This is a genomic window from Zobellia uliginosa (assembly GCF_018860745.1).
Taxonomy (GTDB): domain Bacteria; phylum Bacteroidota; class Bacteroidia; order Flavobacteriales; family Flavobacteriaceae; genus Zobellia; species Zobellia uliginosa_B.
The window spans coordinates 875,133-898,511 of record NZ_JAHKPY010000014.1 but is presented as its reverse complement, the minus strand read 5'-3'; the positions used below and the strand labels follow the sequence as shown (position 1 = coordinate 898,511).

The window sequence follows — 23,379 nt, the reverse complement described above, 5'->3', positions numbered from 1 at the left end:
TATTGCACCAAATAGTTACACATTCATGAAAATCTTTTTAAGCTCTATTTTATTTCTTTTGATTACTTCTTTTTCTTTTGCTCAGAATAAGATAGACAAGACTTTAAGAAAACTCAATAAAGAGTCTGTTGACTACATTCATGTAGAAACACTTCAGAAAGCTGAAAATCCTATTTTATTGGATGCTCGCGAAAAGGCAGAATATGAAGTAAGCCATATAAAAGATGCTATTTGGGTAGGTTATGATACTTTTCAGTTAGACTCTGTAGTTCAAAAAATCCAAAATAAAAACAGTGAAATAGTCGTGTACTGTTCTATTGGGGTTCGCTCTGAAAATATTGGCGAGAAACTGGAAAAAGCAGGCTACACTAACGTAAGAAATTTGTACGGAGGTATTTTTGAATGGAAAAACGAAGGTCTCCCTGTTGTAGATTCACTTGGAAACGAAACCGAGCGCGTACATGCCTTCAACAAACACTGGGGCAAATTACTGAAAACAGGAGAAAAGGTGTATTGAAACCAATATTCACATCAATTCGTAATAGACCCATTGTTTTGGCGACAAATCCCAAAAAAGAAAATCATTTTGAGTTTTATAACCCCTAATACAAAGCAAAAAGAAGCCGCTACGGTGAATTATACCAATATAGCTTCAAAAAATCTATTGCTCATTTTTACGAGAAACCCCGAATTGGGCAAGTGCAAAACCCGTTTGGCCGCCACATTAGGCAACCAAACGGCATTAGATATTTACGAGTTTCTATTGGATCACACGGTGGAAATCACTGAGAACCTTATCGCAGCAAAACAAGTATGGTATTCAGAAGAAATCTGGGAAGACGATATTTGGGATTCGAATATATTCGACAAAAAATTGCAACAAGGTGAAGACTTGGGCATTCGCATGGCAAAGGCTTTTCAAGAAGGATTTACTGCGGGCTACGAGCGAATTATTGTTATTGGAAGTGATATGTTAGACCTTAATCAAAATGACCTTCAAAATGCTTTTTCAGAATTAAAGAAAAACGATTTTGTAATTGGTCCTGCAGAAGATGGCGGATATTACCTTTTAGGCATGAACCGCTTTAAACCAGAACTGTTCGTTAAAAAAAACTGGGGAAAAGAAACTGTTCTTGCTGATACCTTAAACGACTTAAAAAACGAAAAATATCATATTTTAGAGGAGCGAAACGATGTGGACCTTTACGAAGACATTAAGGACATTGAAGTTTTTCAACCCTATTTAAAACATATAAAAGCATGATTCAAAAACAACTTAAAGAATCCGTAGCATATTTAAAAAGTAAAGGATTTGATAGTCCTGAAATTGGTATCGTATTGGGTACCGGACTTGGTAAATTGGCCGAGCAAATAGAAGACCCTATTGAGGCGCATTACAACCATATTCCTTTTTTTCCGTTAGCAACTGTAGAGTTTCACACCGGGAAGCTTATCTATGGCACCCTAGAAGGCAAAAAGGCCGTGGTTATGCAAGGGCGCTTTCACCTATACGAAGGATATGATTTTTTAGATATTACCTACCCTATTCGCGTGATGCACCAACTGGGTATTGAAAAACTATTCATTTCTAATGCCGCAGGGGCCATCAACCTTAATTACAAGGAAGGTGATTTGATGTTAATTGACGACCACATAAACCTTCAAGGAGGTTCTCCGTTAGCATTTAAGGGTGTAGGTCAGTTTGGCGAGCGCTTTACGGATATGTCCGAACCTTATGATGATCCTATGTGCAAAGCATTGCTAAATATTGCAGAAAAGGAAAACATAACCTTGCACAAAGGCGTATATGCCTCTGTAGTAGGTCCGCAATTGGAAACCAAAGCAGAATACCGCATGCTTAAAATTATTGGCGCAGATGCTGTAGGAATGAGTACCGTGCCAGAAGTAATAGTTGCCAACCATTTGAATCTCCCAATTATAGCCGTTTCGGTTATTACGGATGAATGTGATCCGGATAATCTAAAACCTGCAGATATACAGCGAATTCTTAAAACCGCCGAAGCAGCAGAACCTAAAATGGTAAAACTTTTTAAAGAATTGATAAAAACCCTGTAGTACATATAATTTGATTTATATAAAATTCATCAGAACCTTTATTGTAAGTTTTTGAGTGTTAGCACTACTTATAGTTAGAAACCAACAACTATGCAATTTAAACTAATGGCTAAAATGACCGTTTTATCAGTTCTTTCCTTAGCAGGATTTTTTTCTTTTTTTGGAGGAAAGGAAATGCCACAACACCAGTTTAAGGGAAATTTGCAAAGTGAAGTTTTAGATCACAGTGCATGGAACTCGCTTTTGAAAAAATATGTAGACCAAACAGGAAATGTAGACTACAAAGCCTTTAAAAACGACCAAGCAACGCTAAGTTCTTATTTGAACTATTTGGGGAACACCCCTCCGTCTGAAATATGGTCAAAAGAAGAAGGTTTGTCCTACTATATAAATATTTACAACGCTGCTACCGTAAAGCTAATCCTAGACAATTATCCTACCAAGAGCATTAAAGACATTAAGGACCCTTGGGGAAAAGAATGGGTTAAAATAGGAAGCGACACCTATTCCTTAGGGGACATAGAACATAAAATTCTTCGTAAAATGAACGAACCCCGTATTCACTTTGCCATCAATTGTGCTTCTTTTTCGTGCCCTAAACTATTGAACGAAGCCTACACTTCCGAAAAAGTTGAAGAACAGCTTCAAAAGGCATCGATAGACTTTGTGAACGATCCTACCCGAAATATTCTTTCCAAGGAAAAATTACAGCTTTCCAACATTTTTAAATGGTATAAGAAGGACTTTACCGAAAACGGAAGTCTAATCGATTATATCAAAACTTACAGCGAGAAGGAAATAGACCCGAAGGCAAAAATCTCATACGTTACATACGACTGGAGTTTGAATGAAAAAAAATAAACTCCAAATAAGCATAATAATTCCGGTGTTGAACGAGGCCAGTGGCATTGCTCAAACACTAAAATATCTTACCGCAAACAGTTCGCCAAAAAACATCCATGAAATATTGATTGTTGATGGCGGCAGCACGGATAATACTGTAATTATAGCCCAACAGAACGGAGCAAAGGTCATTCACTCTGCCAAAGGAAGGGCCAAACAATTAAATTACGGCGCTAAAAATGCCAAAGGTAATATTCTTTACTTTTTACATGCCGATACGCTACCGCCACATGATTTTGACCAATCCATTATTGATGCAGTAGCAAATGACCATAAAACAGGCTGTTTTCAGATGAAATTTGATAGCAACAGTAACTTTTTAAGCTTTTTTGCTTGGTTTACACGTGTGAACCACGAACTATGCAGAGGCGGGGATCAGTCTTTGTTTATTACAAAACAATTATTTGATTCTTCTGGTGGTTTTAATGAGGACTATGTTGTATATGAAGACAATGAATTCATAGGACGTTTGTACAAAAGTACATTCTTTAAAATCCTGCCCAGACATGTAAAAACTTCTGCCAGAAGGTATGAAGAAAGAGGTATGATAAAGCTACAGTACCACTTTGGAATGATGCATCTAAAGAATTACTTAGGAGCGGGCCCCGAGCAATTGTACGACTATTACAAACGGAAGATTTCCGTTTAACGAATAGGCCCTATTTCGCCTAACTTATGGTCTAAAAGAACACCTTCGCTAATCCATTTTGCCAACGCCTGTCGGTTTTCAGGCTCAAGAATCCTTATTTGGTCCTTTTTATTTTTAATGTTTCCAACTTCAATAAAAGTCATTGCAGGGTGCGTCTTTTTCACTAAGTACAAAGAAGTTCTATCTTGAAAAGTTCCTGAATATGTCCGGTTAGGCTGGTATTTTTTATACTTTTTCTCAAAAGTCTTGTGTATACTTTCTGCTAATTTTTTACCGTTACGGCTCTTTTCATGATGATAGAAAAACACATCAATATTCTGCCCAACACTACGGCTATCAATGTGAGTAACTATTAAGCGCTGATATTTTCCCCTATTTTTTCTATGCAAATCATTAATAATCTCCACTCGTTGCTTTAAACGAGCTACTTGATTTAAAGGAATTTTTTTATTTGGATATGCCACCTCATCGTGGTCTATTTCCAAAATACGCTCATCCCTGATACCATCGTTTTCATCTCTAATAATAATATATACTGTGGCTCCATGAGATAACAGTTCTTTGGCCAAACGCAGTGTAATATCATAGGCGTACTCATCTTCCGCTATTGATTTACCGCCATACTTTGCCATAGCACCAGGGTCAGGGCCTCCATGACCCGAAACTAAATAGTAAACGGCATCTTTAAGTAATTTACTTTTAGGAAGCACCGTTTCATGGTCTTTTCCAAAAATAGTATAGTTTTTACCCTCTATCTTTTTAATTTCCTTGGTCTTGTCTTGAATGGAATCTACAATAGCAACCGTTTCTAGATTTACATTCGGAATACGATAAGTACGGCCCGCATATAGGTGAACACTATCTCTAAGATTCTTAATATTCATAGAAACAAAGTCGTCATAATGTTCATAAGGGTTTACCCCCTGCTTTCTTAACAACGAAAGTATTCCATCTCCTTTTTTTGCAACAACGGTCTGTATCGTGTCCTGTGAAAAAGACAACACCGTAAAACTTATGGCAACAAATAAGAGACCTACTACCTTAAAACGATAAGAAAAACTATAATTCATTAATCATACTATATCAAAACTGAACACAAACCTACATTAACGGAATACCGTCTGACTTCAGAAAATCAAAAACAGTGCCTAACCCATTTGAATCAGCTACAAAATTAAAGAACCAAATAACAAAACCACCAAACCTTGCAAAATTTAGTTAACGATTTCTTTAACAGTCTATATTTTAAGTTGATATTCAGGTAAATTGACTTTTACGATAACTTTTTGGTGATTGCCCTATATGTCTTTTAAAATATTTCACGAAGTATGAGGCGTCTTCAAAACCCAATCTAAATGCAATTTCATTGATTTGTAACCCCGTGAACCTCACAAGACGTTTGGCCTCTAATATGGTCCTTTCAGCAATTACTTGGGAAGGAGATTTACCTACAACCGAGTTGGATAGTGTAGATAACGTTTTGGAGGAAATATGCAGTAAACCAGCATAATCCGCCACTGATAGACCCTTTTTAAAATGCACCTCTATGAGTTCTTTAAATTCAAAAAACTGTCTTTCATAGAGACTATTAAGTTGAATAGGCGCACTGTCATTTTTTTGATGAATGCGTTCTAATTGAATTAAAAAAGACTTTAACAAAAAACGGATAATATCTTCATATCCAAACCTATCACGTTGCTCCAATTCACTCTGTATTAGAGTGATATAAGTTGATGCAACGTTAAGAACTCCCTTTTCAATAGTATAACAAGGTTTATCCAACATGTGAAAAATGTTGAATTTCAGAAACATATCTACATCTATATGCTTAAAAAAGCTCTCGTTAAAATGAATAAGCCAACCCTGCACCTCTTCATTATCATCAAAAGCATGCACTTGATCTTTGGTAATAAAAAGCACGGTATTCTTTTTTACATCATACTTCTTAAAATCTACTACATGCGTTCCTCCTTCATTAAAGAACCATATAATCTGATAATAACTATGTGAGTGGGGCACGGCAGCCAAATCACCGCTTTTTTTCCTATACGCATTTAAATCGTACAGCTCAAACTGAAGCTTTCGAGGGTGCATTTTATGCAAATGGTACTGCTCAATTTTATTCTTTGAATGTTGCATTCACTTCGGTTGGAGCTGGTTAAAATCCATTTGTCGGAAAAAGATTGCCTCAATAACACCTCAACCTACAATTTTTCAATGGTTTTAATTCCAGTATAAATAGCACCGTCCATATATCCACCATGAACAGGGGAAGTTTCTGCTCCGGAGAACCGTAATTTTCCGTTCATGTAATTTTTGTCAAAAACCGTATTCCCATAAGACGGACTCATATAAACCGATTTTATTGTTTCACATGAGGTATGCCAATCTTGAGACCAATCTTTTTCTTCATAAGTAAGGTAATCTAAGGTTTCAGCTCCCAGATATTTGGACAAATAATCTAAAATACGTTGTTTTCTATTCTCGGCCGATGTATCCCTTAATCCTTCGTTTACAAAACCCATTAGGGCATAATATTGATTTTCAGAATCATTATGGTCATAAAGTTCGGTAACCGCACCTACTTGGCCAATGACCATTCCCGAAAAATCCTTTTTTCGCCAAAATGGTTCCTTAAACGTCAACCCTACCTTTATAGCATTGCTCATCCAAGTGTGGGTCTTATCCATCACCGCACCAACCTCAACTGGCAATTCGGGAGAAAAAGAAATACGGGTAGCTATTTTTGGTGGAACGGTAACAATAACCTTTTTGCTGTAAAATGTACCTTTATCGGTTTCTACCCGTACTCCATCTTCTATTTCCGTAATGCTCAAAACGTTGGTGCCGACCTGTATTTTGTCCAATACAGGTTTAGCCAATGCTTGAATCAAAGCTTGTGAATTTCCTTTAATACGGTAGGCAGACGGTGTATTTGGGTCATTCTCAAAATAATGTTCGGGCGCCATGGTACTATAGACCAATACACTCTTCCCTTTATTATATTGATGGTATTTCTCAACACCCAGCTCATCTAAAAGTGCTATAACTTCTTGATGGTGCGTCTGGAACCACGTAGCCCCGTAATCAATACGGTCTCGGGTTACGATTCGCCCTCCAATACGGTCTCGAGATTCAAGAACCGTAAAACTGGTTTCATCTTTATTAGATAATTTGTACGCTGATGTTAGACCTGAAAGCCCCGCTCCTACAATAATATATTTAGAAAAATTCTCTTTCAAACTTACTTCATTAAATGTGTTCCGTGCACCACTGCCGCTCCTGCCCTTAATGCCGCAGAAATCATAGTAACTTCCGATAGCTCCTCTTGTGTAGCGCCTGCCGCTATTGCAGCATCTTTGTGTATTTCAAGACAATACGGGCATTGTGTTGTCAAAGCTACGGCAATTGCCATTAATTCTTTATACTTTTTTGGTATAGCGCCATCTGCCAAAGCAGCTTGGTCAAAAGCCCAAAAAGCCTTCATTGTCTTTTCTGATTCTTTTCCTAGAGTTGGTAATTTCTCTAGATTCTTCATATCGTACATAACTTCGCTAATTTTATATGTGAAGAAAAATGGAGCAATTCATACATTTACTTGTCAGACCAAAAATTGCTTCCATCTTCCCTCGTTTATTATTTGTATTTAGTTTCTTCCGGACATTACACCACCATCTGTATCCCAAATAGCACCTGTTACCCATGAAGCTTTATCAGAAAGTAAAAAGGAAATGGTATTGGCTACATCTTCCGGTTTCCCGTATCGCCCAATGGGGTGAAAACCATGAAAACCTTGTAAAGCCTCATTGGCCTCTTCTTTTCCTCCAAAAACACTGTCATAAACCGGAGTTTGAACCACCGCCGGAGATACGGCATTCACTCGAATTTTGGAATCTGCCAACTCCATGGCCAAATGTTGTGTTAATGAATGTAAACCCGCCTTTTGCATAGAATACGCAGTTGAAGGCGTTGCTTTCACCGCTTGTTTGGCCCACATAGAACCTACATTTACAATAGACCCACCACCTGTAGCTGCCATCTTTTTAGCTGCATTCTGAGTAATAAAATAGAACCCTCTGTTCAAATCCATATACGAATCGTAATCTGCCACAGTATGGTCTAAAAATGGTTTTGGACCAAAAATACCGGAAGCATTTACCAAATAATCCAAATTATCCCAATCACCTATTTCTGCGTTAAGGCCATCTAATTCGTTTGCATTAGTAATATCAACCTTATGAGTTACCAAATTTCCAGTGGCTTCTTCCTTAAAATTTCCCAATTTTTCAGGGTTTGTACCAACAACATGTACTTCTACACCTTCGTTTAAAAGGTTTTGGGCCGTTGCTTTTCCAATTCCGCTACTTCCCCCTATAATCAATGCTCGTTTCATAGTTTATTTTTTTTTAGAATTTTTGTTGATACAAAGGTATTTCGGTTCTACAGGGCGGAACGGCATATTGAGGAGAATCCATGGTAATTTTCGGAAACGGATGCGTTTAACTCTTACTTTTAAAATATCTTTAAGCTTATGAAATCAATAAAAACAACGAATAGACTTTTAGATCACATTGTCTACACCGTACAAGATTTAGAGGCAGCAACCCTAACTTTGGAAAAGAAGCTGGGCGTTAAAGCAGTTTTTGGAGGTTACCATCCTACTCAGGGCACAAAAAATGCGCTTATAAATTTGGACAACGGCACCTATCTTGAGCTATTGGCAGCTGATGATTTGAACATGAACATATTAACACCCAGATGGATGGGCATTGATATTCTTACAAAAGACCAAATTACGCGTTGGGCCCTAAAATCCGAACAGCTTGAAAAAGATGCGGAAATAGTAAAACAATACCTCCCGGAAATGGGAAATATTACAGGCGGAAGTCGCAATACCGCAAATGGTTCTCTTTTAAAATGGCAGCTCATTTTACCACTGGCAAAACCAGAAGTTGAGCTCATGCCTTTTATGGTAGATTGGAGCCAAACGGAAACACATCCGCATGATGCCTTACCCCATATGGACTGTAAATTGATTGAGCTGTATGGTACGCACCCAGATCCCGACCTATTACGAGTTACATTTAAAAACTTGGGCATAAATTTACGTATAGAATCCAATAAAAACATCAGCTTAAAAGCTATAATACAATGCCCTAACGGGGTAGTTGAAATCTAGACCTATATATGAAAGTTATCTGTTATCTTATTATCCTAACCGTCTTTTTGGGATTATCCTCTTGCAAATCCAAAGAAAAAGAAAAAACTGTTGAAAATAATATTCCTAAACTTGTACAATCTATTGATGATTCTATCCAAAGAGAGGAACCTGATGAGGCAGAAATAGTTGTTCTAGAAGCCATTATGGCACATGGTGGCAACCGATATAACAAAGCCCATTACGGCTTTACTTTTCGCGATAAGAACTATACGTTTCAAAATGATGGCAACAAGTATATCTATACCGTATCTATGGTTGAAAAGGGAAATAAAATTATTGACTCCCTCAACAATGGAAACCTGTTTCGGACTTTAAATAAGCAATCGGTTTCATTATCACCTAAAGACAACACCAAATATACGGAAGCCTTAAATTCCGTTATTTATTTTGCCACGTTACCTCACAAGCTTAACGATAAAGCGGTACATAAAAAATACATAGAAAATGTAAAAATCAAAGATACCGACTATAAAGCTATTGAGGTTACTTTTGACCAAAAAGGTGGTGGCACAGACCATGATGATGTATTTATGTACTGGATTAACACAAAAACAAAGACTATGGATTACCTAGCATATAAATATGAAACGAACGATGGAGGTGTACGCTTCAGAAGTTCGTACAACCGTAGAACGGTGGACGGCATTATATTCCAAGATTATATTAATTACAAAGCTCCTATTGGCACACCGCTTACAGAACTACCAGCTTTATTTGAAAAAGGAGAGTTGGAAGAATTGTCAAGAATAGAAACGGAGAACGTTGTAAAATTGACGCAATAAATAGAAAAATATGGCTGTTCTTGATGTGATAAAAATGGGTAACCCCTTACTGCGAAAGGTATCTGAAGAAGTTGGAAAAGACGAAATAACTTCACCCGAGTTTCAGCAATTTATAGCTGACCTAGTCGAAACCATGCGTGCAGAAAGTGGAGCGGGAATTGCTGCCATTCAAGTGGGTGTTCTCAAAAGGGTCTTTGCCATGGAAATGAAAAAGAACGACCGCTATCCGGACAAAGGTTCTTTTGCGCTCACCACGGTCATCAACCCCACAATAGAACCCCTATCTCCCGAAAAAGTTGAAGGTTGGGAAGGTTGCCTTTCCATACCTGGCATACGTGGGAGATTAAAACGCTACAAAAAGGTAAAACTAAGCGGTCTGGACACCAACGGAGAACGGTTTGAAAAAGTTCTTGATGATTTTTCCGCTATAGTTGCTCAACATGAACTTGACCACCTAAACGGAATTCTGTTAATAGACCGTATGCCCAATATGGAAACGTTGACCTTTCAAGAAGAGTACGACACCTATTGGAACGTATAGTTAAAAATACTGACCAATTCCAAAAACAATACCTCTTGAAGCATCTTTGGTAATTCCGTAGCCATAATCTATCCTTAAAATAGCATTAAAAATGCGTTTATGCATTACTCTAAGCCCCACACCTGGGTAAATACGAATATTACTTTTATCGGAGAAATCATCAAAACTACCCCCCGGGTTTCGCCATGACCCTCCGTCAATAAAAAGGTTGCTTTGTAATACGAACCAATCTTCTTCAATAAGCGTGTGTCTATATTCTGTATTGAAAACAATGGCACCTGTTCCCCTGTCAATCGTGTTGCCAACTCCACGAATATTTAAGTTGTTATCTACCGTAAAAGGTGCAAAAGGCGTATTCACATTACTTGCCAATCCTAATCGGAGACGGTTTGCCCAATTGCCCTTGTCACCTACTCTTTTAAAATATACAAAGTCATTAAATCCTATCAAAAACTCGGGCAAGTTGGGATTACTACTACCCACGTATTGAAAATTCAAAGTACTTCTGAATCCATCTAAAAAATAAAAATAGTATTTAATGTTTTCATAATTATATATGAGTTTGAAAAGATGTTTATCTACTTTTAACTCTCTTGGTACATTGTCATTCGTAGCGCCGGACAGATATCTGTAATCTTCGGTAAAAAGACTCCCCCCCAACTCTATTCGGTTTTTAAAGTTGAATTCATGTAGGCCCATTACTTCAAACCCACTATTATTATACCTATAATCTGCTGTTGTACCATCAAAAAATACGGGCTCTTGAGTGGTAAAATCGTTGTAACTAAAAGACAGACCCGTAGTTCTACTAAACAAATGTGGGGCTCGCACCGCTATTCCATAAGAATTGAAAACATCATATTGATAAAAGCCTCCCAAGGTTATATTCCTACCCAAAAGATTGAATTCTTGTAACCCAAGTCTAAAGGCAAAAGCATCATTGGAAGACGAAAAAAGATTGGCAAACGGAATTAAAGTAAAATTCTCCTCAACATTATAGAACACATTGTGCTCATTGGTATCCGAAGAAAAAACTTGATAATAGGCATGCGATATAGAAGGAAGGCGCTGTAAACGAGCAATGTCCTGTTCTAAAACAACAGAGTCTAAAGGCATACCTGACCTTAGTGTAACTAGGTTTTTTAAAAAAGATGGTTTAGTTCGTTTTGCTCCTTGAATTTGAACATCTAAGACGGTACCCTCTTGTGCTTGTGAGAACACTCCATTCAATACAATAATAAAAAATAGAAGTATTCTTCTAACCATGCTTTACGCTGTGAGGCTACTAAAGTAGTTTTAATTGGCTATAAAGATATCACAACAACCAAATTACAGAGACTAATTTAAAATTCTTTTTCCGAAATAAGATTCACCCAATTGTCTTCACTAACCGCCATCAATGTAAAATTATAGGTCGATTCTGATTTTAAAGTAAGTGGATTTTCCGTCGTTATGTTCAATACCACGTTATCCAAGTTGTAATATTGAAAGCTATTTTCATACGTATATGTACCTGAAAGCAAATTATCCGACGCATCCGATACTACTTGAAAATAAATTTCAGAGTCAGTATACTCCCCATCCTCCCAAGAAAATATGGGCATGCCTGTTTCAATAGAATCAATTTTAATGTTTTGGGAAGCGTATTGCGTAGGTTTGGTAAAATGTTTTAAACGAATTGGGTTTGATACATGGGTCTCCCCTCCTTCTTGAAAAGTAACTATGACCCACTTTTCCTCAGAAACGGCAACTTCAAATTTTTTCAGGTACCCGTTAAAAACATTAAATGAAGGAATTTCCAAACGGTAGTACTCATCAAAATCGTTCTTAGAAACATTTAAGTCCTCAGTCTCATAGTAACGTATATTAGTGGCCCCAGTTCTTGGATAAAAAAACACACTTACCAGATCATCATTTTGATTACTTGCGGCACATGCTATAACATTGTCAAGGACAGTTGTACGCCCTTTTAAACCGTCTTCTAAAGTTATATCCTGATTTTCCAAATCAGATGAGCAGCTTACTGCCAAAACCAATAGCACAAAACAAATGAATGATCGCATTTTAATGACTTTTATAAACCTCTTTTATTATTTCTTGCGCCGGCTTATTCTGCGGTGTAAATCTATTATCCTTTTCACCTCCAGACTTTTTGTGATCTATAAACCACTTCCACACATAACCTCCTGCAAACCAATCCTCGTCCCAAAATTCCATAAAGATGGCTTTTTTGGCATTTACCTGGGCATCCAGATTTACATCATCTTCATTTCTATCTACCAACCAAGGTTTGTGAGCGGTAAAATCCATACTCCTGTACCCAAATTCTGTAAATAGCACAGGACGTCCTGTTTTTTCTGAAAGCGCCGCTATGTCTTTCTTCCATCTTTGCCAACCTTCTTGCAATTGCTCTACAGATGGTGTCTTTTCTTCCGACAGCGGAAAATACGCATCTATACCTATATAATCCAAATCTTCCCAAAAAGGAACTCGCGAATATTCATCCCAATTGGCCGCATAGGTAAGCTTCCCATCATAAACAGCACGGATTTTTGCAATCAAACCATGCCAATATTCCGGTCTATTCATTACAAATTTTTCAAGCTCTGTACCTATACAGAGGATTTCAGATTGGGTCTCTTGCGCCATTTTCGCATTAGCTAAAATGAATTTTTCATAAGAAGCCTCAAGATTTTTCCAATCATCCTCTGAGTTCATTTGTAACGTACCGGTAAATTCTCCCCGCCAAATCCAAATCTGCGGCTTTACCATGGTCTTTATATTGTTTTTATGAAGTAGGCCAATGTATTGCATGGCTCCCTTGTTGGTTTCCCCAAACCATTGGCGTTCTGTATTAAATACAATTTCTGGTGAGGCCACATCTCTAATAAAGCCAAAAGGCATTACGGCAGCATGGTTGGCATGGACTTCTTTTACATCATCTATATGTTCCTGAAGCACTTCATTTCGTGAAGCAACAAAGCTCACGCCATTAATTTTTTGTTCAACCTGACTAGAGCAGGAAAACTGAAGTAGACATAAAAAAAGAAGTCCTAATCTACGCATGCATCGTTATTAAGACCCCTAAAATACAGTATTTATGATTACCTCTTAAAAAATTGCTCTCAAACCCAAATTAAAGGTTTGCCCCAACCCGGTATTGCTTCCTCTTACGAAGTTGGTATATAGCGCTTCTAAGTTGAGTGCATTGGTCAATTGGTATTTTGCCCCACCACCTACTGCAGTAAAATCCTGTGCAAAATCATTACCCAAATCCAAACGCTGAGAATGCTGTACTAGACCCAAAACGGTAAATTTAGAGCTCGGAAAATAACTTAAAAATATACCCGGCGTAAGATTTAGACTATTGTTGGCAAAGCTATCTTCTTTATCTCCGAAACTTAATTCTGAGTTCAACTCACTAAACAATTGCCATTTATTACCAGGGAATGTATAATCGTAGAAAAAGCGGTTTTGCCAGATGTATCCCTTTTGATCTAAGAACACACCATTCTCGCTTTCGTTATCTACCAAAGGAATAAAGAACGAACTCTGAATAGAGAAATTACTAATAGACCTAAACGGTACAAACTTTACGGATGGCGCTATAGATGTAAGACCAGAACGTGCCGTATTTCCTTCTCCGTCAAACTTAAATACATCTAAGGCATCTCTATCTCCTATTACATTGGAACGAAATTCAAAAATAGCTCCAACATTCCATCTTTTATTCTCACCCACACCTGTATATGCTTCCAAGGTAGAGGTGAAAAATGTCTGTCTTGGCTCTTTTCCATCACTAAAAGTACTTTCGGTTTGTGTATACAGATTATTGAACCATTTTATATCTACCTGTCCTTTTCCAATAAGTTTGGAAGGCGTGTATTGCTGGATATTACTTTGTGTTGAATTGTCTTCATCATTAGTATTATCTTGGGCAAATACCATGGTCGTAGCCAAAAGGAGGCCTGAAAGAAATATATTTCTCTGTATTGATTTCATACTATTAAATTTTAAAGTGAGGTTATCTATTGAGGCTATTTCTTATTTGGTTTCGTTCAACGTCCAATCATATGGGTAGTAAGAAACCTTGGTTTTTTCTGGTAGATGTTCTGATTTATACTTATTGATAAAGTCTACCAAACTTTGTCCGTTTTGTGTAAAATCACCTTTATACCATTCAAAAATTTGAGAGATTTTTACTTTATTTTTATTGAATTGAATGAACTGCGGATTATTTATAGCAATTGTGGTCTGCTTTTCTAACTGCGCATCTAAGGTAGGAGGCATGTATGCTTTGCTTATTATGGGAGGACAACCTAAACCACCACAAACCAATACAAAGTGAAAACGTGCTTCAGACGGGAATTTTGCTCGCAGCAATTTGTTCTCAATATCATTAAGTGTAGTCTTGTTTCCTCCTATTTCATATTTTTTACCATCAAAAAATCCACTAACATCTAAAGGCGATTTCAAAGGATAATTGTCCACAATTCCTTTTATCACCAACAAATTATAACCGTTAATGTAGAAAGCTTGGTACTCATTAGCATTGCTTTCGTCTACCTTTATGTGCTTTGCAAGTTCAAGCAATTCATCCAAATCTGTGGAATTCGTTTTTATTGCCGAATAATTAACACGGCCATCCGTTACATTGGTTTTAAAGAAGGCATCTGCCTTAGTAAAAAAGTCAGCAGTACTTTGTCCGAAAGTAGCGGAAATAGTGGTCAAAGAAAATATCAAGACCAAGATTGAATATTTCATAATTTGATAGTTTTTGTTGTTATTCTTGTGGCTTCTGTCGAGACAATTTTAACATCCATACAAAAAAAGAGATTTTTTTGAAGTTTGTTTAAGATTTTTAAAATCAAGACCTTACAAGTTCGATAATAGCCCTAAAACCTTACATAAATCATAAAAATTTAAAATGGTTCTAAATTAGAATAGGCCATTAAGGTATTACCTTTAAGAACGACAGAATTCGCATTAACCAAATTAAATTATGGAGCACATAGTCATTATTGGCAACGGAATTTCAGGTGTAACGGTGGCAAGGCACATCCGAAAACTTTCCGATAAAAAAATTACAATAGTATCCGCAGAAACGAATTATTTCTTTTCTCGTACCGCCTTAATGTATGTCTACATGGGCCACATGAAATTTGAACACACACAGCCCTATGAGAATTGGTTTTGGAAAAAAAACCGAATAGAACTTCTTAAAGGATTTGTTACTTCTGTTAATCACGAAGACAAAACACTGATATTGGCAGAAGGCAAAGAATTAACTTATGACAAGCTAATAATTGCAACAGGATCCAAGCCCAACAAGTTTGGTTGGCCTGGTCAAGATTTAAAAGGGGTTCAGGGTTTGTATTCAAAACAAGACCTAGACCAAATTGAAGAAAATGCTCCTAATAAAGAGGTTTGCAATCGTGCAGTTATTGTTGGCGGCGGACTTATAGGTATTGAACTTGCAGAAATGCTTCGATCTAGAAAAATTCCGGTAACGTTCCTAGTTCGCGAAAATAGTTTTTGGAACGGTGTTCTGCCATCTGGAGAATCTGAAATGATTAATGAGCACATTCTAGAACATCACATAGATTTAAAACTAGAGACCAATCTGGTTGAAATCCTATCCGATGAAAATGGCAGAGCCAAAGCTATTACAACGGATAAAGGTGAAACTATTGAATGTAATGTAGTAGGTCTTACCGCAGGTGTTACACCTAATATCGATTTTCTAAAAGAGTCCGGTATTGAATTAGGGCGAGGGGTTAAGGTAAATCGCCTTCTCGAAACCAATATAAAAGATATATATGCCATTGGAGATTGTGCCGAACAGCATGAGGGAATTGGCAACAGAAGACCTATAGAAGCGGTTTGGTACACTGGTCGTATGATGGGTGAAACATTAGCTCAAACTATCTGTGGCAATCCAAGGGAATATAGTCCGGGGCATTGGTTTAACTCCGCTAAATTCCTTGATATTGAATACCAGACCTACGGTTGGGTTTTTAGTGAAAGGTCAAAAAAAGAACACGAAAACCATTTTCACTGGCGTCACGCTTCGGAAAAAATTTGCATTACAGTTGCCTATGACAAGGATTCTAAAAAATTCTTAGGCATCAATACCTTTGGCATTCGTATGCGCCATGAAATGTTTGATCGTTGGCTCACAGAAGAACGCAATATAGATTATGTCATGGAATATGTAAAAGATGCGAATTTTGATCCTGAATTCTATTCGCATTACGAAGAGGAAATCCTATCCAAATATAATTCGGTAATGAAAACCAACTTGTCTCCTAAAAAGAAAAGTTGGAAACGAATTTTTAACAAATCACCAAAGAGCCAGCCCATGAGGCATTCGTAAAGAAATAATCTTAAAATTTCGAGGCGAACCTCGGAGCATTTAATCTCGATTATCGAGTAAAGCTTAATCAGAAATAAATAATGAAAGCAATACAAAACATAGGCCTAGTCATTTTTTTAATCGGGCTAGCCGTTTTTGCAGCCGTGCCTGTATTAGGCACGTACAAGCTAGACCAAAATACCTTTGACGAAATTGTAAAAGAAAAAAACATTAAAAGCGATGTTTTTATCCAGGCGATAAACCAAAACGTTGTCAGCAAAGATTTTAATGGTATGTTGAGCCTCTCGCCTGCTATAAGTTCCGCGCTCGATGCAGCCAATAGCCAACACCGAAAAAACAAAGAATACAAAAAGGTTATCTACACCAGTGGCCATGATATGGCTGCCTTGGTGGGTAAGAAGTCCGGAGCTGGTTTTATTGCCCAAAATAAAGGACTAATGTGGTTTTTAACCTTTGGCCTTGGCATTATTGGAGCGTTAATGTTTATTCTTCCCAATGTAGTCTTACTAGGCAAAAAAGGAATAAAAAACGATGGTATTTATCATGAAAGCGCAACGAACAAAGGCTGGATAGCATGGATGGTATTTGTATTTCTAGTTTCCTTCTATCTAGTTTTATACTTCAGACCTGAATTTGCGGTAAACTGGACGTTTCTTGTAGACCCCATTAGCCAGAGCCTTAGCGGTAATCCCGCTGGACATTGGTTCGTATATGGTTTTATGTACTGTGTAGTAATGACCGTAATGGCCGTGCGCATGTACATAAAATACCGCCATAACGTGTACCAAATGGTACGCACAACATCGGTATTGTTTTTCCAGATTGTCTTTGCTTTTCTAATTCCGGAGATAATGGTGCGTCTACAGATGCCCTACTATGATTTTAAAAATGCATTTCCTCTAGATTATGATTTCTTTTTTCAATGGAACTTAAAGTCATTGTTGGATAGCGGTGGTATTGGCCTGTTTATTCTGGTATGGGGCGTTGTTCTTACGTTAGTTATTGTACCGGTAATGGTTTATTTTTTCGGAAAAAGATGGTACTGTTCTTGGGTTTGCGGTTGCGGTGGATTAGCCGAAACTTTAGGAGACCCGTACCGCCAACATTCAAGTAAGTCTTTATTTTCTTGGAAGGTGGAGCGTTGGTTAATACATGGTGTTTTACTCTTTGCCGTAGTAATGACAGGTATGACGCTCTATAGCTTCTTTACAGAATCCGGAACCGTACTGGGTATTAAAACACAAAGCGTTCAAAACACTTATAGCCTTTTAATCGGTGCAATATTCGCTGGTGTTATCGGAACCGGTTTCTATCCAATTTTTGGTAATCGTGTATGGTGTAGATTTGGATGTCCGTTAGCTGCATACCTTGGTTTTGTGCAACGTTTTAAATCTCGATTTAGAATTACCACCAATGGTGGCCAATGTATTTCTTGTGGTAACTGTTCTACCTATTGTGAGCAAGGTATTGATGTTCGTGCTTACGCCCAAAAAGGCGAAAATATTGTACGATCTAGTTGCGTTGGTTGCGGTGTATGTTCCGCAGTCTGCCCACGTGGTGTTCTAAAATTGGAAAATGGCCCAGAACAAGGTCGTATCAATCCAACTGAAGTGCTATTAGGAAATGATGTTGATCTTATGGAGTTAGTAAACAAAAAATAATTTTCAATTCATTGACAATCAAAAAAATCCTTTATATCAAAATATTTTGATATAAAGGATTTTTTGTTAGTTCTTACTTCTTATTACGACAACTTAAGTAGACACTTTGTAAAATGTTCCCAAAATTATTTTTAATGGTTTGTTTTGTTTTTTATGGATTACAATCCGAATATGATTTGGTGTACCATAAAGAGTATTACGAGTCAGGAGCTATCAAACAAGAAGGATGGTTAAAAAATGGTGTTAAAGCCGATTTTTGGAAATTCTACCATACTAACGGCAAACTATCCGAAAAAGGGCATTACCAAAATAACCAACGTGTATCTTATTGGTATTTTTACGATAGCTATGGCAAACCTCTACAAGAAGGTCATTACAAAGATGGCAAGAAGTCTAATTGGTGGCTATTTTATGACTCCATGGGGAAAGTAAACCATAAATGCCAACTGAGTAATGGTAAAAAAAATGGGTACTGTCTACAGTATATCAACGAAAAACTGACCTCTGCAGAGAAATATCAAAACGGTAAAAAAATTAAGGAATGGTTTAGTTTTAGTAGTTTTAGGCGCGAAAACAATTTATCAGACCTTAAATAATGCAATATTTCTTGACCCCTATTTTCTCTCCTATTATTATAAGTACTTATTTTTTCTAATACTACAGTAATTAACAAGCTTCACCAATGCCACAACCAGACATTAAAGTCATAATTCCTGCATACAATGAGGCAGATTCTATAGCTTCGGTAATCCGCGAAATACCAAAATCGGTTTCTGAAGTTATCGTTGTGAATAATAATTCCACTGATAAAACAGCCGAAAATGCCATTGATGCGGGAGCTACCGTATTGACTGAGAACCGAATGGGTTATGGCTATGCCTGTTTAAAAGGAATGAACCATATTGCCAAACAGTCCAAAGCACCTGATATTATCGTATTTGTTGATGGAGACTATTCTGATTATCCCGAAGAACTTAATAAGATTGTGGCTCCGATATTAAATAAACAAGCTGATTTTGTAATTGGTGCTCGTGTAAAACGACTTAGGGAAGAGGGAAGTATGACACCTCAGCAGATTTTTGGTAATTGGCTGGCTACTTTTCTCATGAAATTGTTGTTTGGTGCAACATTTACGGACCTTGGTCCGTTTAGGGCTATAGCATACCCTAAGTTGTTAACACTCAATATGGAGGATAAAACTTACGGGTGGACAGTGGAGATGCAATTGAAGGCCTTAAAGAATAAATTGACATACGCCGAAGTACCAGTACGTTACAAAAAAAGAATTGGTGTATCAAAAGTATCGGGTACCGTAAAAGGTAGTATATTTGCGGGCATAAAAATATTAGGTTGGATTTTTAAATACAGCATAAAATAATATGGGTTTAATTATTGCTTACATTATTATCGCAATCTATAGTGTAGCACTGCTATTGATATTTTTTTATAGTTTGGCGCAACTAAATCTCTTGGTAAATTACCTGGGGTATAAAAGGCGCAATCAAATCGCTCCAAAATTCAATCTTCTAGATCCAAAAGAAATTCCTTTTGTAACCATACAATTGCCTGTCTATAACGAAGAATATGTTATGGAACGCCTATTGGAAAATATTGCAAAAATAGAATACCCTAAAAGCAAACTTGAAATTCAGGTGCTTGATGATTCTACGGATGATACGGTAACTGATACCGCTGCTCGCGTAAAGGCCTTACAAGAAACAGGTTTAGACATCCAACACATACGTCGTGAAAACCGCCAAGGTTTTAAAGCAGGTGCTTTAAAAGAAGGCCTGGAAATAGCCAAAGGTGAATTTATAGCTATTTTTGATGCCGATTTTATGCCATCTGGCGATTGGTTAAAAAAGACCGTTATTTACTTTAAGGACCCTGAAATTGGGGTTGTACAGACACGTTGGGGGCATATTAACAGAGAGTATTCCACGTTAACCCGTATTCAAGCTTTTGCTTTAGATGCGCATTTTACGCTTGAGCAAGTAGGCAGGAATGCCAAAGGCCACTTTATCAATTTTAATGGTACTGCGGGAATATGGCGTAAAGATTGTATCATAGACGCTGGAAATTGGGAAGGAGATACCCTTACAGAAGATTTAGATCTAAGTTACCGTGCACAGCTTAAGAACTGGAAATTCAAGTATCTAGAAGACGTTGAGACGCCTGCTGAACTCCCTGTTGTTATTAGTGCCGCCCGCTCACAACAGTTCCGTTGGAATAAAGGTGGCGCCGAAAATTTCAGAAAGACGGTTTTTAATGTGGTTACCGCTAAGAACATCTCTTTTAAGACTAAATTTCATGGAGTAATGCATTTATTGAACAGCTCTATGTTCTTATGCGTATTCTTGGTTTCATTACTTAGTATACCAGCCATGTACATTAAAGCTATATATCCACAGTTAGATATTGTTTTTACTCTATTAAGTTTTTTTGTTTTAAGTACTATTATCCTCTTCGTTTGCTATTGGTTTACCTATAAAAGCATTCAGGGTAGTGGTTTTGACAATTTTGTAGATTACATTAAAATATTCTTTACTTTCTTTTCTGTTGCATTAGGCTTTTCATTGCATAATTCAATTGCTGTTCTTGAAGGTCATATGGGCAAAAGAAGCGAATTTGTACGTACACCTAAATTCAACCTGAACAACATTACGGATTCTTGGAAAGGTAACAAGTACCTTACTAAAAAATTATCTCCAAATATGATTCTGGAGGCAGTTCTTATGGTCTATTTCTTATTTGGAATGTACAGTGCCATTCCGCTGAACGATTTTGGGCTTTTCCCTTTTCACTTTATGTTGTTTCTGGGCTTTGGATTTGTTTTTACAAAGTCGCTTACAGCACGTGCGTAATGCACCTACACAAACTGTTAAAAGACCGGCAAGTCCATTTAAATTTCTTATTTTTTCGGGTGACTAGAACAAACCGTTAAATGCCCAATCGTTTCACTACATACTGGAAGCTTCACCAAGTCTCTATTCTCATGGCGCTATTGGCGGCTATTTTTTATTACACCTTTGCCTTCCATTTAGAGCGCACGGATTTTATTAAGCTCTTAACACTTTTTGCCGCTTCTTTTTTTCTGTGTTTCAAACTCATACAGTTTGAAAAATGGAACTTTAAATTTTTATTGGTTGCAGGCATCATCTTTAGATTGATATTCTTAACTACGGAACCTAATCTTTCCCAGGATTATTTTCGTTTTGTTTGGGACGGTCATCTAGTTGCCAACTTTATCAATCCTTATCTAGAAGTCCCGAATGACTTAATCGCCCAGAGTGATTTGGTCATACCCAATGCTCAACTTCTTTATGATAGTATGGGTAGCCTAAGTGCAAAGCATTTTAGCAACTACCCGCCATTAAATCAATTGCTCTTCGCAATAGCTGCGCTAATAGGAGGTAAAAGCTTAATAGGTTCTGTACTCGCTATCAAAACCATGATTATTTTAGCTGATGTAGGTATCTTTTACTTTGGAAGAAAACTATTGAAGAACCTAAACCACTCACCCCACCTCATCTTTTGGTATTTCTTAAATCCTTTGATTATTATAGAACTAACTGGAAACTTGCATTTTGAAGGTGTTATGCTTTTCTTTTTTGTGTGGGCTCTTCATCTACTATCCACAAAAAAATGGGCTCTTGCAGCTATTCCTTATGCTCTGTCTATTTGTGTCAAACTGGTACCTTTGCTATTTCTACCCCTTTTTCTAAAGCATTTAGGATTTAAAAAAAGTATAAGTTTTTACAGTATTATTGGCATCACATGCCTGCTCTTATTTGTTCCTTTCTATTCACCTGACTTCATTGCGAACTACTCGAAAACCGTTGGACTCTGGTTTTCAAACTTTGAATTTAATGCTGGAATATACAATGTTGTAAAATATATTGCTATCCAGTATGACGGAAAGCCCTGGGAACTTATAAAAACCTACGGAAAAATAACACCTATAGTCACAATTCTATTTGTCCTGCTGTTCACTTTTCTAAGAGACAATCAAAAAATACCAACATTAATTACCTCGATGATGGCCGTACTTACTTTGTATTATTTTATGTCAGCCACGGTACACCCGTGGTATATCATCTTTTTGGTGGTATTAGGTGTATTTACCAGATACAAATATGCGGTACTTTGGTCAGCCACTGTGGTTCTCAGCTACTATGCGTATTCGCAGGCCGACTTTAAAGAAAATCTAACCTTAATCACCGTTGAATATATTTCTGTATATGTGTTTTTGATTTACGAAATTTTTAACTCTAAAGAGCAATTTGTTATTTTTCGCAAAAATTAACGGAGCACCTTTATACTTTCGTCATAATCTTGTACATTTGGCTTTCCATGAAAGGACAAAGACACATATTTAACACTTTGAGCAATCTTGCTCCTGTTCGCCCGGCTTCTCGCCGTCGCCCGTAAGGGTGTGTATATTTCATGGGAATAGGTGAGTCCATTTCCGCTAAACGACCAACAATTCATTTTTTTTTACAATTTAAACCCTTTTGGCAATGAATATAATTATTGCTAACAAGTCTCATCTCAAATACGCTCAAATCATTAGTGATACCATTACGGAATCTGCTAAGGTAAGAGGTACCGGCATAGCTAAACGTACACCAGAATATATTCTAAAACGTTTGGAAAATGGCAATGCTGTTATTGCTTTAGATGGCGACAAATTTGCCGGTTTCTGTTATATAGAAGTCTGGGGACACGAGAAATTCGTAGCGAATTCCGGCCTCATAGTCCACCCTGATTATAGAAATCAAGGATTGGCCAAAAAAATTAAAAAAAGAATCTTCGAGCTTTCGAGAGAGAAGTTCCCGGATGCTAAAATATTTGGTATCACTACTGGCTTGGCCGTAATGAAAATGAATTATGAACTTGGTTACAAACCGGTTACATTTTCTGAACTAACTGATGATCCAGAATTTTGGAAAGGCTGTCAGACATGCAAAAACTTTGATATTCTTACGCGTACCGAACGCAAAATGTGCCTTTGTACAGGTATGCTTTACGACTCAGATGCAAAGGAGAAAAAAGTTGAAAAAGTTGAAAAAGAACATATCAACAGTAAAGCTTTCAAAAGACTCAAAAGTATTAAAGAGTCTCTTTTTCTTAAAAAGAAAACAAACGAATAACCTAATAGGTCATTGAA

Annotated in this window: 25 protein-coding genes; 15 read left to right on the top strand and 10 right to left on the bottom strand. The window is 37.1% G+C overall.

Annotation, left to right across the window (positions count from 1 at the left end):
* Window positions 1-25: 25 nt before the first annotated feature.
* The 5 genes from KO521_RS18660 (at window position 26) to KO521_RS18640 (ending at window position 3,628) form a co-directional block, all read left to right on the top strand.
* Window positions 26-517 carry a rhodanese-like domain-containing protein gene (locus tag KO521_RS18660; protein WP_215941411.1) on the top strand — a complete coding sequence of 164 codons (492 nt, stop codon included), beginning with the start codon at window positions 26-28 and terminating at the stop codon, window positions 515-517.
* Window positions 518-595: 78 nt separating this feature from the next.
* Complete coding sequence (locus KO521_RS18655) at window positions 596-1,264, top strand: TIGR04282 family arsenosugar biosynthesis glycosyltransferase (protein ID WP_354668232.1); 669 nt, start codon at window positions 596-598, stop codon at window positions 1,262-1,264.
* On the top strand, window positions 1,261-2,076 hold the full coding sequence (locus KO521_RS18650) for a purine-nucleoside phosphorylase (protein WP_215941410.1): 816 nt from the start codon (window positions 1,261-1,263) through the stop codon (window positions 2,074-2,076). Before KO521_RS18655 ends, KO521_RS18650 begins: the two co-directional genes overlap by 4 nt.
* A gap of 90 nt (window positions 2,077-2,166) precedes the next feature.
* Entirely contained in the window at window positions 2,167-2,937 is a 771-nt protein-coding gene (locus KO521_RS18645) for a DUF547 domain-containing protein (RefSeq protein WP_215941409.1), read from the top strand.
* A complete protein-coding gene (locus KO521_RS18640) occupies window positions 2,924-3,628 on the top strand; it encodes a TIGR04283 family arsenosugar biosynthesis glycosyltransferase (RefSeq protein ID WP_215941408.1) in 705 nt (234 codons plus the stop codon). The genes KO521_RS18645 and KO521_RS18640 overlap by 14 nt, the downstream gene beginning before the upstream one ends.
* Here the strand turns inward: KO521_RS18640 and KO521_RS18635 are convergent.
* From KO521_RS18635 to KO521_RS18615, 5 genes are all read right to left on the bottom strand, one after another.
* Entirely contained in the window at window positions 3,625-4,698 is a 1,074-nt protein-coding gene (locus tag KO521_RS18635; protein WP_215941407.1) for an N-acetylmuramoyl-L-alanine amidase family protein, read from the bottom strand. The genes KO521_RS18640 and KO521_RS18635 overlap by 4 nt on opposite strands.
* Window positions 4,699-4,885: 187 nt before the next feature.
* Window positions 4,886-5,767: an AraC family transcriptional regulator gene (locus KO521_RS18630; RefSeq protein ID WP_215941406.1), complete on the bottom strand. Its 882-nt coding sequence runs from the start codon at window positions 5,765-5,767 to the stop codon at window positions 4,886-4,888.
* A 65-nt stretch (window positions 5,768-5,832) separates the two neighbouring features.
* The gene (locus tag KO521_RS18625; RefSeq protein WP_215941405.1) at window positions 5,833-6,870 is read right to left on the bottom strand and encodes a flavin monoamine oxidase family protein; all 1,038 of its coding nucleotides are present in this window, start codon (window positions 6,868-6,870) and stop codon (window positions 5,833-5,835) included.
* A 2-nt stretch (window positions 6,871-6,872) separates the two neighbouring features.
* Complete coding sequence (locus tag KO521_RS18620; RefSeq protein WP_215941404.1) at window positions 6,873-7,175, bottom strand: carboxymuconolactone decarboxylase family protein; 303 nt, start codon at window positions 7,173-7,175, stop codon at window positions 6,873-6,875.
* Window positions 7,176-7,274: 99 nt separating this feature from the next.
* Entirely contained in the window at window positions 7,275-8,021 is a 747-nt protein-coding gene (locus tag KO521_RS18615; protein WP_215941403.1) for an SDR family NAD(P)-dependent oxidoreductase, read from the bottom strand.
* A gap of 138 nt (window positions 8,022-8,159) precedes the next feature.
* Here KO521_RS18615 and KO521_RS18610 point away from each other — a divergent pair, with 138 nt between their 5' ends.
* Genes KO521_RS18610 through def form a run of 3 tightly spaced genes read left to right on the top strand, consistent with a single transcriptional unit; the run spans window position 8,160 to window position 10,172 of the window.
* On the top strand, window positions 8,160-8,807 hold the full coding sequence (locus tag KO521_RS18610) for a VOC family protein (RefSeq protein WP_215941402.1): 648 nt from the start codon (window positions 8,160-8,162) through the stop codon (window positions 8,805-8,807).
* 8 nt (window positions 8,808-8,815) lie between these two features.
* Entirely contained in the window at window positions 8,816-9,631 is an 816-nt protein-coding gene (locus KO521_RS18605) for a DUF6503 family protein (protein WP_215941401.1), read from the top strand.
* A 10-nt stretch (window positions 9,632-9,641) separates the two neighbouring features.
* Window positions 9,642-10,172 (top strand): peptide deformylase, encoded by a 531-nt coding sequence (def, locus tag KO521_RS18600; RefSeq protein ID WP_215941400.1) that lies wholly within the window; start codon window positions 9,642-9,644, stop codon window positions 10,170-10,172.
* Here the strand turns inward: def and KO521_RS18595 are convergent, their stop codons facing one another.
* From KO521_RS18595 to KO521_RS18575, 5 genes are all read right to left on the bottom strand, one after another.
* A complete protein-coding gene (locus tag KO521_RS18595) occupies window positions 10,173-11,438 on the bottom strand; it encodes a POTRA domain-containing protein (protein ID WP_215941399.1) in 1,266 nt (421 codons plus the stop codon).
* Between the two features lie 77 nt (window positions 11,439-11,515).
* Entirely contained in the window at window positions 11,516-12,235 is a 720-nt protein-coding gene (locus KO521_RS18590) for a hypothetical protein (protein WP_215941398.1), read from the bottom strand.
* Window position 12,236: 1 nt separating this feature from the next.
* Window positions 12,237-13,238 (bottom strand): glycoside hydrolase family 113, encoded by a 1,002-nt coding sequence (locus KO521_RS18585; RefSeq protein ID WP_215941397.1) that lies wholly within the window; start codon window positions 13,236-13,238, stop codon window positions 12,237-12,239.
* Between the two features lie 45 nt (window positions 13,239-13,283).
* Window positions 13,284-14,174: a hypothetical protein gene (locus tag KO521_RS18580; protein ID WP_215941396.1), complete on the bottom strand. Its 891-nt coding sequence runs from the start codon at window positions 14,172-14,174 to the stop codon at window positions 13,284-13,286.
* Between the two features lie 42 nt (window positions 14,175-14,216).
* Complete coding sequence (locus KO521_RS18575) at window positions 14,217-14,936, bottom strand: DUF547 domain-containing protein (RefSeq protein WP_215941395.1); 720 nt, start codon at window positions 14,934-14,936, stop codon at window positions 14,217-14,219.
* 238 nt (window positions 14,937-15,174) lie between these two features.
* Between KO521_RS18575 and KO521_RS18570 the strand changes: the two genes are divergently transcribed.
* The 7 genes from KO521_RS18570 to KO521_RS18540 all read left to right on the top strand — a co-directional run bounded on the left by KO521_RS18570 (window position 15,175) and on the right by KO521_RS18540 (window position 23,362).
* Window positions 15,175-16,548: an NAD(P)/FAD-dependent oxidoreductase gene (locus tag KO521_RS18570; RefSeq protein ID WP_215941394.1), complete on the top strand. Its 1,374-nt coding sequence runs from the start codon at window positions 15,175-15,177 to the stop codon at window positions 16,546-16,548.
* A gap of 80 nt (window positions 16,549-16,628) precedes the next feature.
* Window positions 16,629-18,209, top strand: coding sequence for a 4Fe-4S binding protein (locus tag KO521_RS18565; RefSeq protein WP_215941393.1), 1,581 nt, complete (start codon window positions 16,629-16,631; stop codon window positions 18,207-18,209).
* A gap of 134 nt (window positions 18,210-18,343) precedes the next feature.
* On the top strand, window positions 18,344-18,805 hold the full coding sequence (locus KO521_RS18560; protein ID WP_215941392.1) for a toxin-antitoxin system YwqK family antitoxin: 462 nt from the start codon (window positions 18,344-18,346) through the stop codon (window positions 18,803-18,805).
* 86 nt (window positions 18,806-18,891) lie between these two features.
* Entirely contained in the window at window positions 18,892-19,587 is a 696-nt protein-coding gene (locus tag KO521_RS18555) for a glycosyltransferase family 2 protein (RefSeq protein ID WP_215941391.1), read from the top strand.
* 1 nt (window position 19,588) lies between these two features.
* Entirely contained in the window at window positions 19,589-21,073 is a 1,485-nt protein-coding gene (locus KO521_RS18550) for a cellulose synthase family protein (protein WP_215941390.1), read from the top strand.
* Window positions 21,074-21,153: 80 nt separating this feature from the next.
* Entirely contained in the window at window positions 21,154-22,515 is a 1,362-nt protein-coding gene (locus tag KO521_RS18545) for a mannosyltransferase (RefSeq protein WP_215941389.1), read from the top strand.
* A 214-nt stretch (window positions 22,516-22,729) separates the two neighbouring features.
* A complete protein-coding gene (locus KO521_RS18540; RefSeq protein ID WP_194533561.1) occupies window positions 22,730-23,362 on the top strand; it encodes a GNAT family N-acetyltransferase in 633 nt (210 codons plus the stop codon).
* Window positions 23,363-23,379 lie beyond the last annotated feature (17 nt).

Excerpts from the sequence above, each read along its gene's own strand:
- KO521_RS18660 (WP_215941411.1), top strand. The coding sequence starts at position 26 with ATGAAAATCTTTTTAAGCTCTATTTTATTTCTTTTGATTACTTCTTTT.
- KO521_RS18650 (WP_215941410.1), top strand. The coding sequence starts at position 1,261 with ATGATTCAAAAACAACTTAAAGAATCCGTAGCATATTTAAAAAGTAAA.
- KO521_RS18645 (WP_215941409.1), top strand. The coding sequence starts at position 2,167 with ATGCAATTTAAACTAATGGCTAAAATGACCGTTTTATCAGTTCTTTCC.
- KO521_RS18640 (WP_215941408.1), top strand. The coding sequence starts at position 2,924 with ATGAAAAAAAATAAACTCCAAATAAGCATAATAATTCCGGTGTTGAAC.
- KO521_RS18635 (WP_215941407.1), bottom strand. The coding sequence starts at position 4,698 with ATGAATTATAGTTTTTCTTATCGTTTTAAGGTAGTAGGTCTCTTATTT.
- KO521_RS18630 (WP_215941406.1), bottom strand. The coding sequence starts at position 5,767 with ATGCAACATTCAAAGAATAAAATTGAGCAGTACCATTTGCATAAAATG.
- KO521_RS18620 (WP_215941404.1), bottom strand. The coding sequence starts at position 7,175 with ATGTACGATATGAAGAATCTAGAGAAATTACCAACTCTAGGAAAAGAA.
- KO521_RS18615 (WP_215941403.1), bottom strand. The coding sequence starts at position 8,021 with ATGAAACGAGCATTGATTATAGGGGGAAGTAGCGGAATTGGAAAAGCA.
- KO521_RS18610 (WP_215941402.1), top strand. The coding sequence starts at position 8,160 with ATGAAATCAATAAAAACAACGAATAGACTTTTAGATCACATTGTCTAC.
- KO521_RS18605 (WP_215941401.1), top strand. The coding sequence starts at position 8,816 with ATGAAAGTTATCTGTTATCTTATTATCCTAACCGTCTTTTTGGGATTA.
- def (WP_215941400.1), top strand. The coding sequence starts at position 9,642 with ATGGCTGTTCTTGATGTGATAAAAATGGGTAACCCCTTACTGCGAAAG.
- KO521_RS18595 (WP_215941399.1), bottom strand. The coding sequence starts at position 11,438 with ATGGTTAGAAGAATACTTCTATTTTTTATTATTGTATTGAATGGAGTG.
- KO521_RS18590 (WP_215941398.1), bottom strand. The coding sequence starts at position 12,235 with ATGCGATCATTCATTTGTTTTGTGCTATTGGTTTTGGCAGTAAGCTGC.
- KO521_RS18585 (WP_215941397.1), bottom strand. The coding sequence starts at position 13,238 with ATGCGTAGATTAGGACTTCTTTTTTTATGTCTACTTCAGTTTTCCTGC.
- KO521_RS18580 (WP_215941396.1), bottom strand. The coding sequence starts at position 14,174 with ATGAAATCAATACAGAGAAATATATTTCTTTCAGGCCTCCTTTTGGCT.
- KO521_RS18575 (WP_215941395.1), bottom strand. The coding sequence starts at position 14,936 with ATGAAATATTCAATCTTGGTCTTGATATTTTCTTTGACCACTATTTCC.
- KO521_RS18570 (WP_215941394.1), top strand. The coding sequence starts at position 15,175 with ATGGAGCACATAGTCATTATTGGCAACGGAATTTCAGGTGTAACGGTG.
- KO521_RS18565 (WP_215941393.1), top strand. The coding sequence starts at position 16,629 with ATGAAAGCAATACAAAACATAGGCCTAGTCATTTTTTTAATCGGGCTA.
- KO521_RS18560 (WP_215941392.1), top strand. The coding sequence starts at position 18,344 with ATGGTTTGTTTTGTTTTTTATGGATTACAATCCGAATATGATTTGGTG.
- KO521_RS18555 (WP_215941391.1), top strand. The coding sequence starts at position 18,892 with ATGCCACAACCAGACATTAAAGTCATAATTCCTGCATACAATGAGGCA.
- KO521_RS18550 (WP_215941390.1), top strand. The coding sequence starts at position 19,589 with ATGGGTTTAATTATTGCTTACATTATTATCGCAATCTATAGTGTAGCA.
- KO521_RS18545 (WP_215941389.1), top strand. The coding sequence starts at position 21,154 with ATGCCCAATCGTTTCACTACATACTGGAAGCTTCACCAAGTCTCTATT.
- KO521_RS18540 (WP_194533561.1), top strand. The coding sequence starts at position 22,730 with ATGAATATAATTATTGCTAACAAGTCTCATCTCAAATACGCTCAAATC.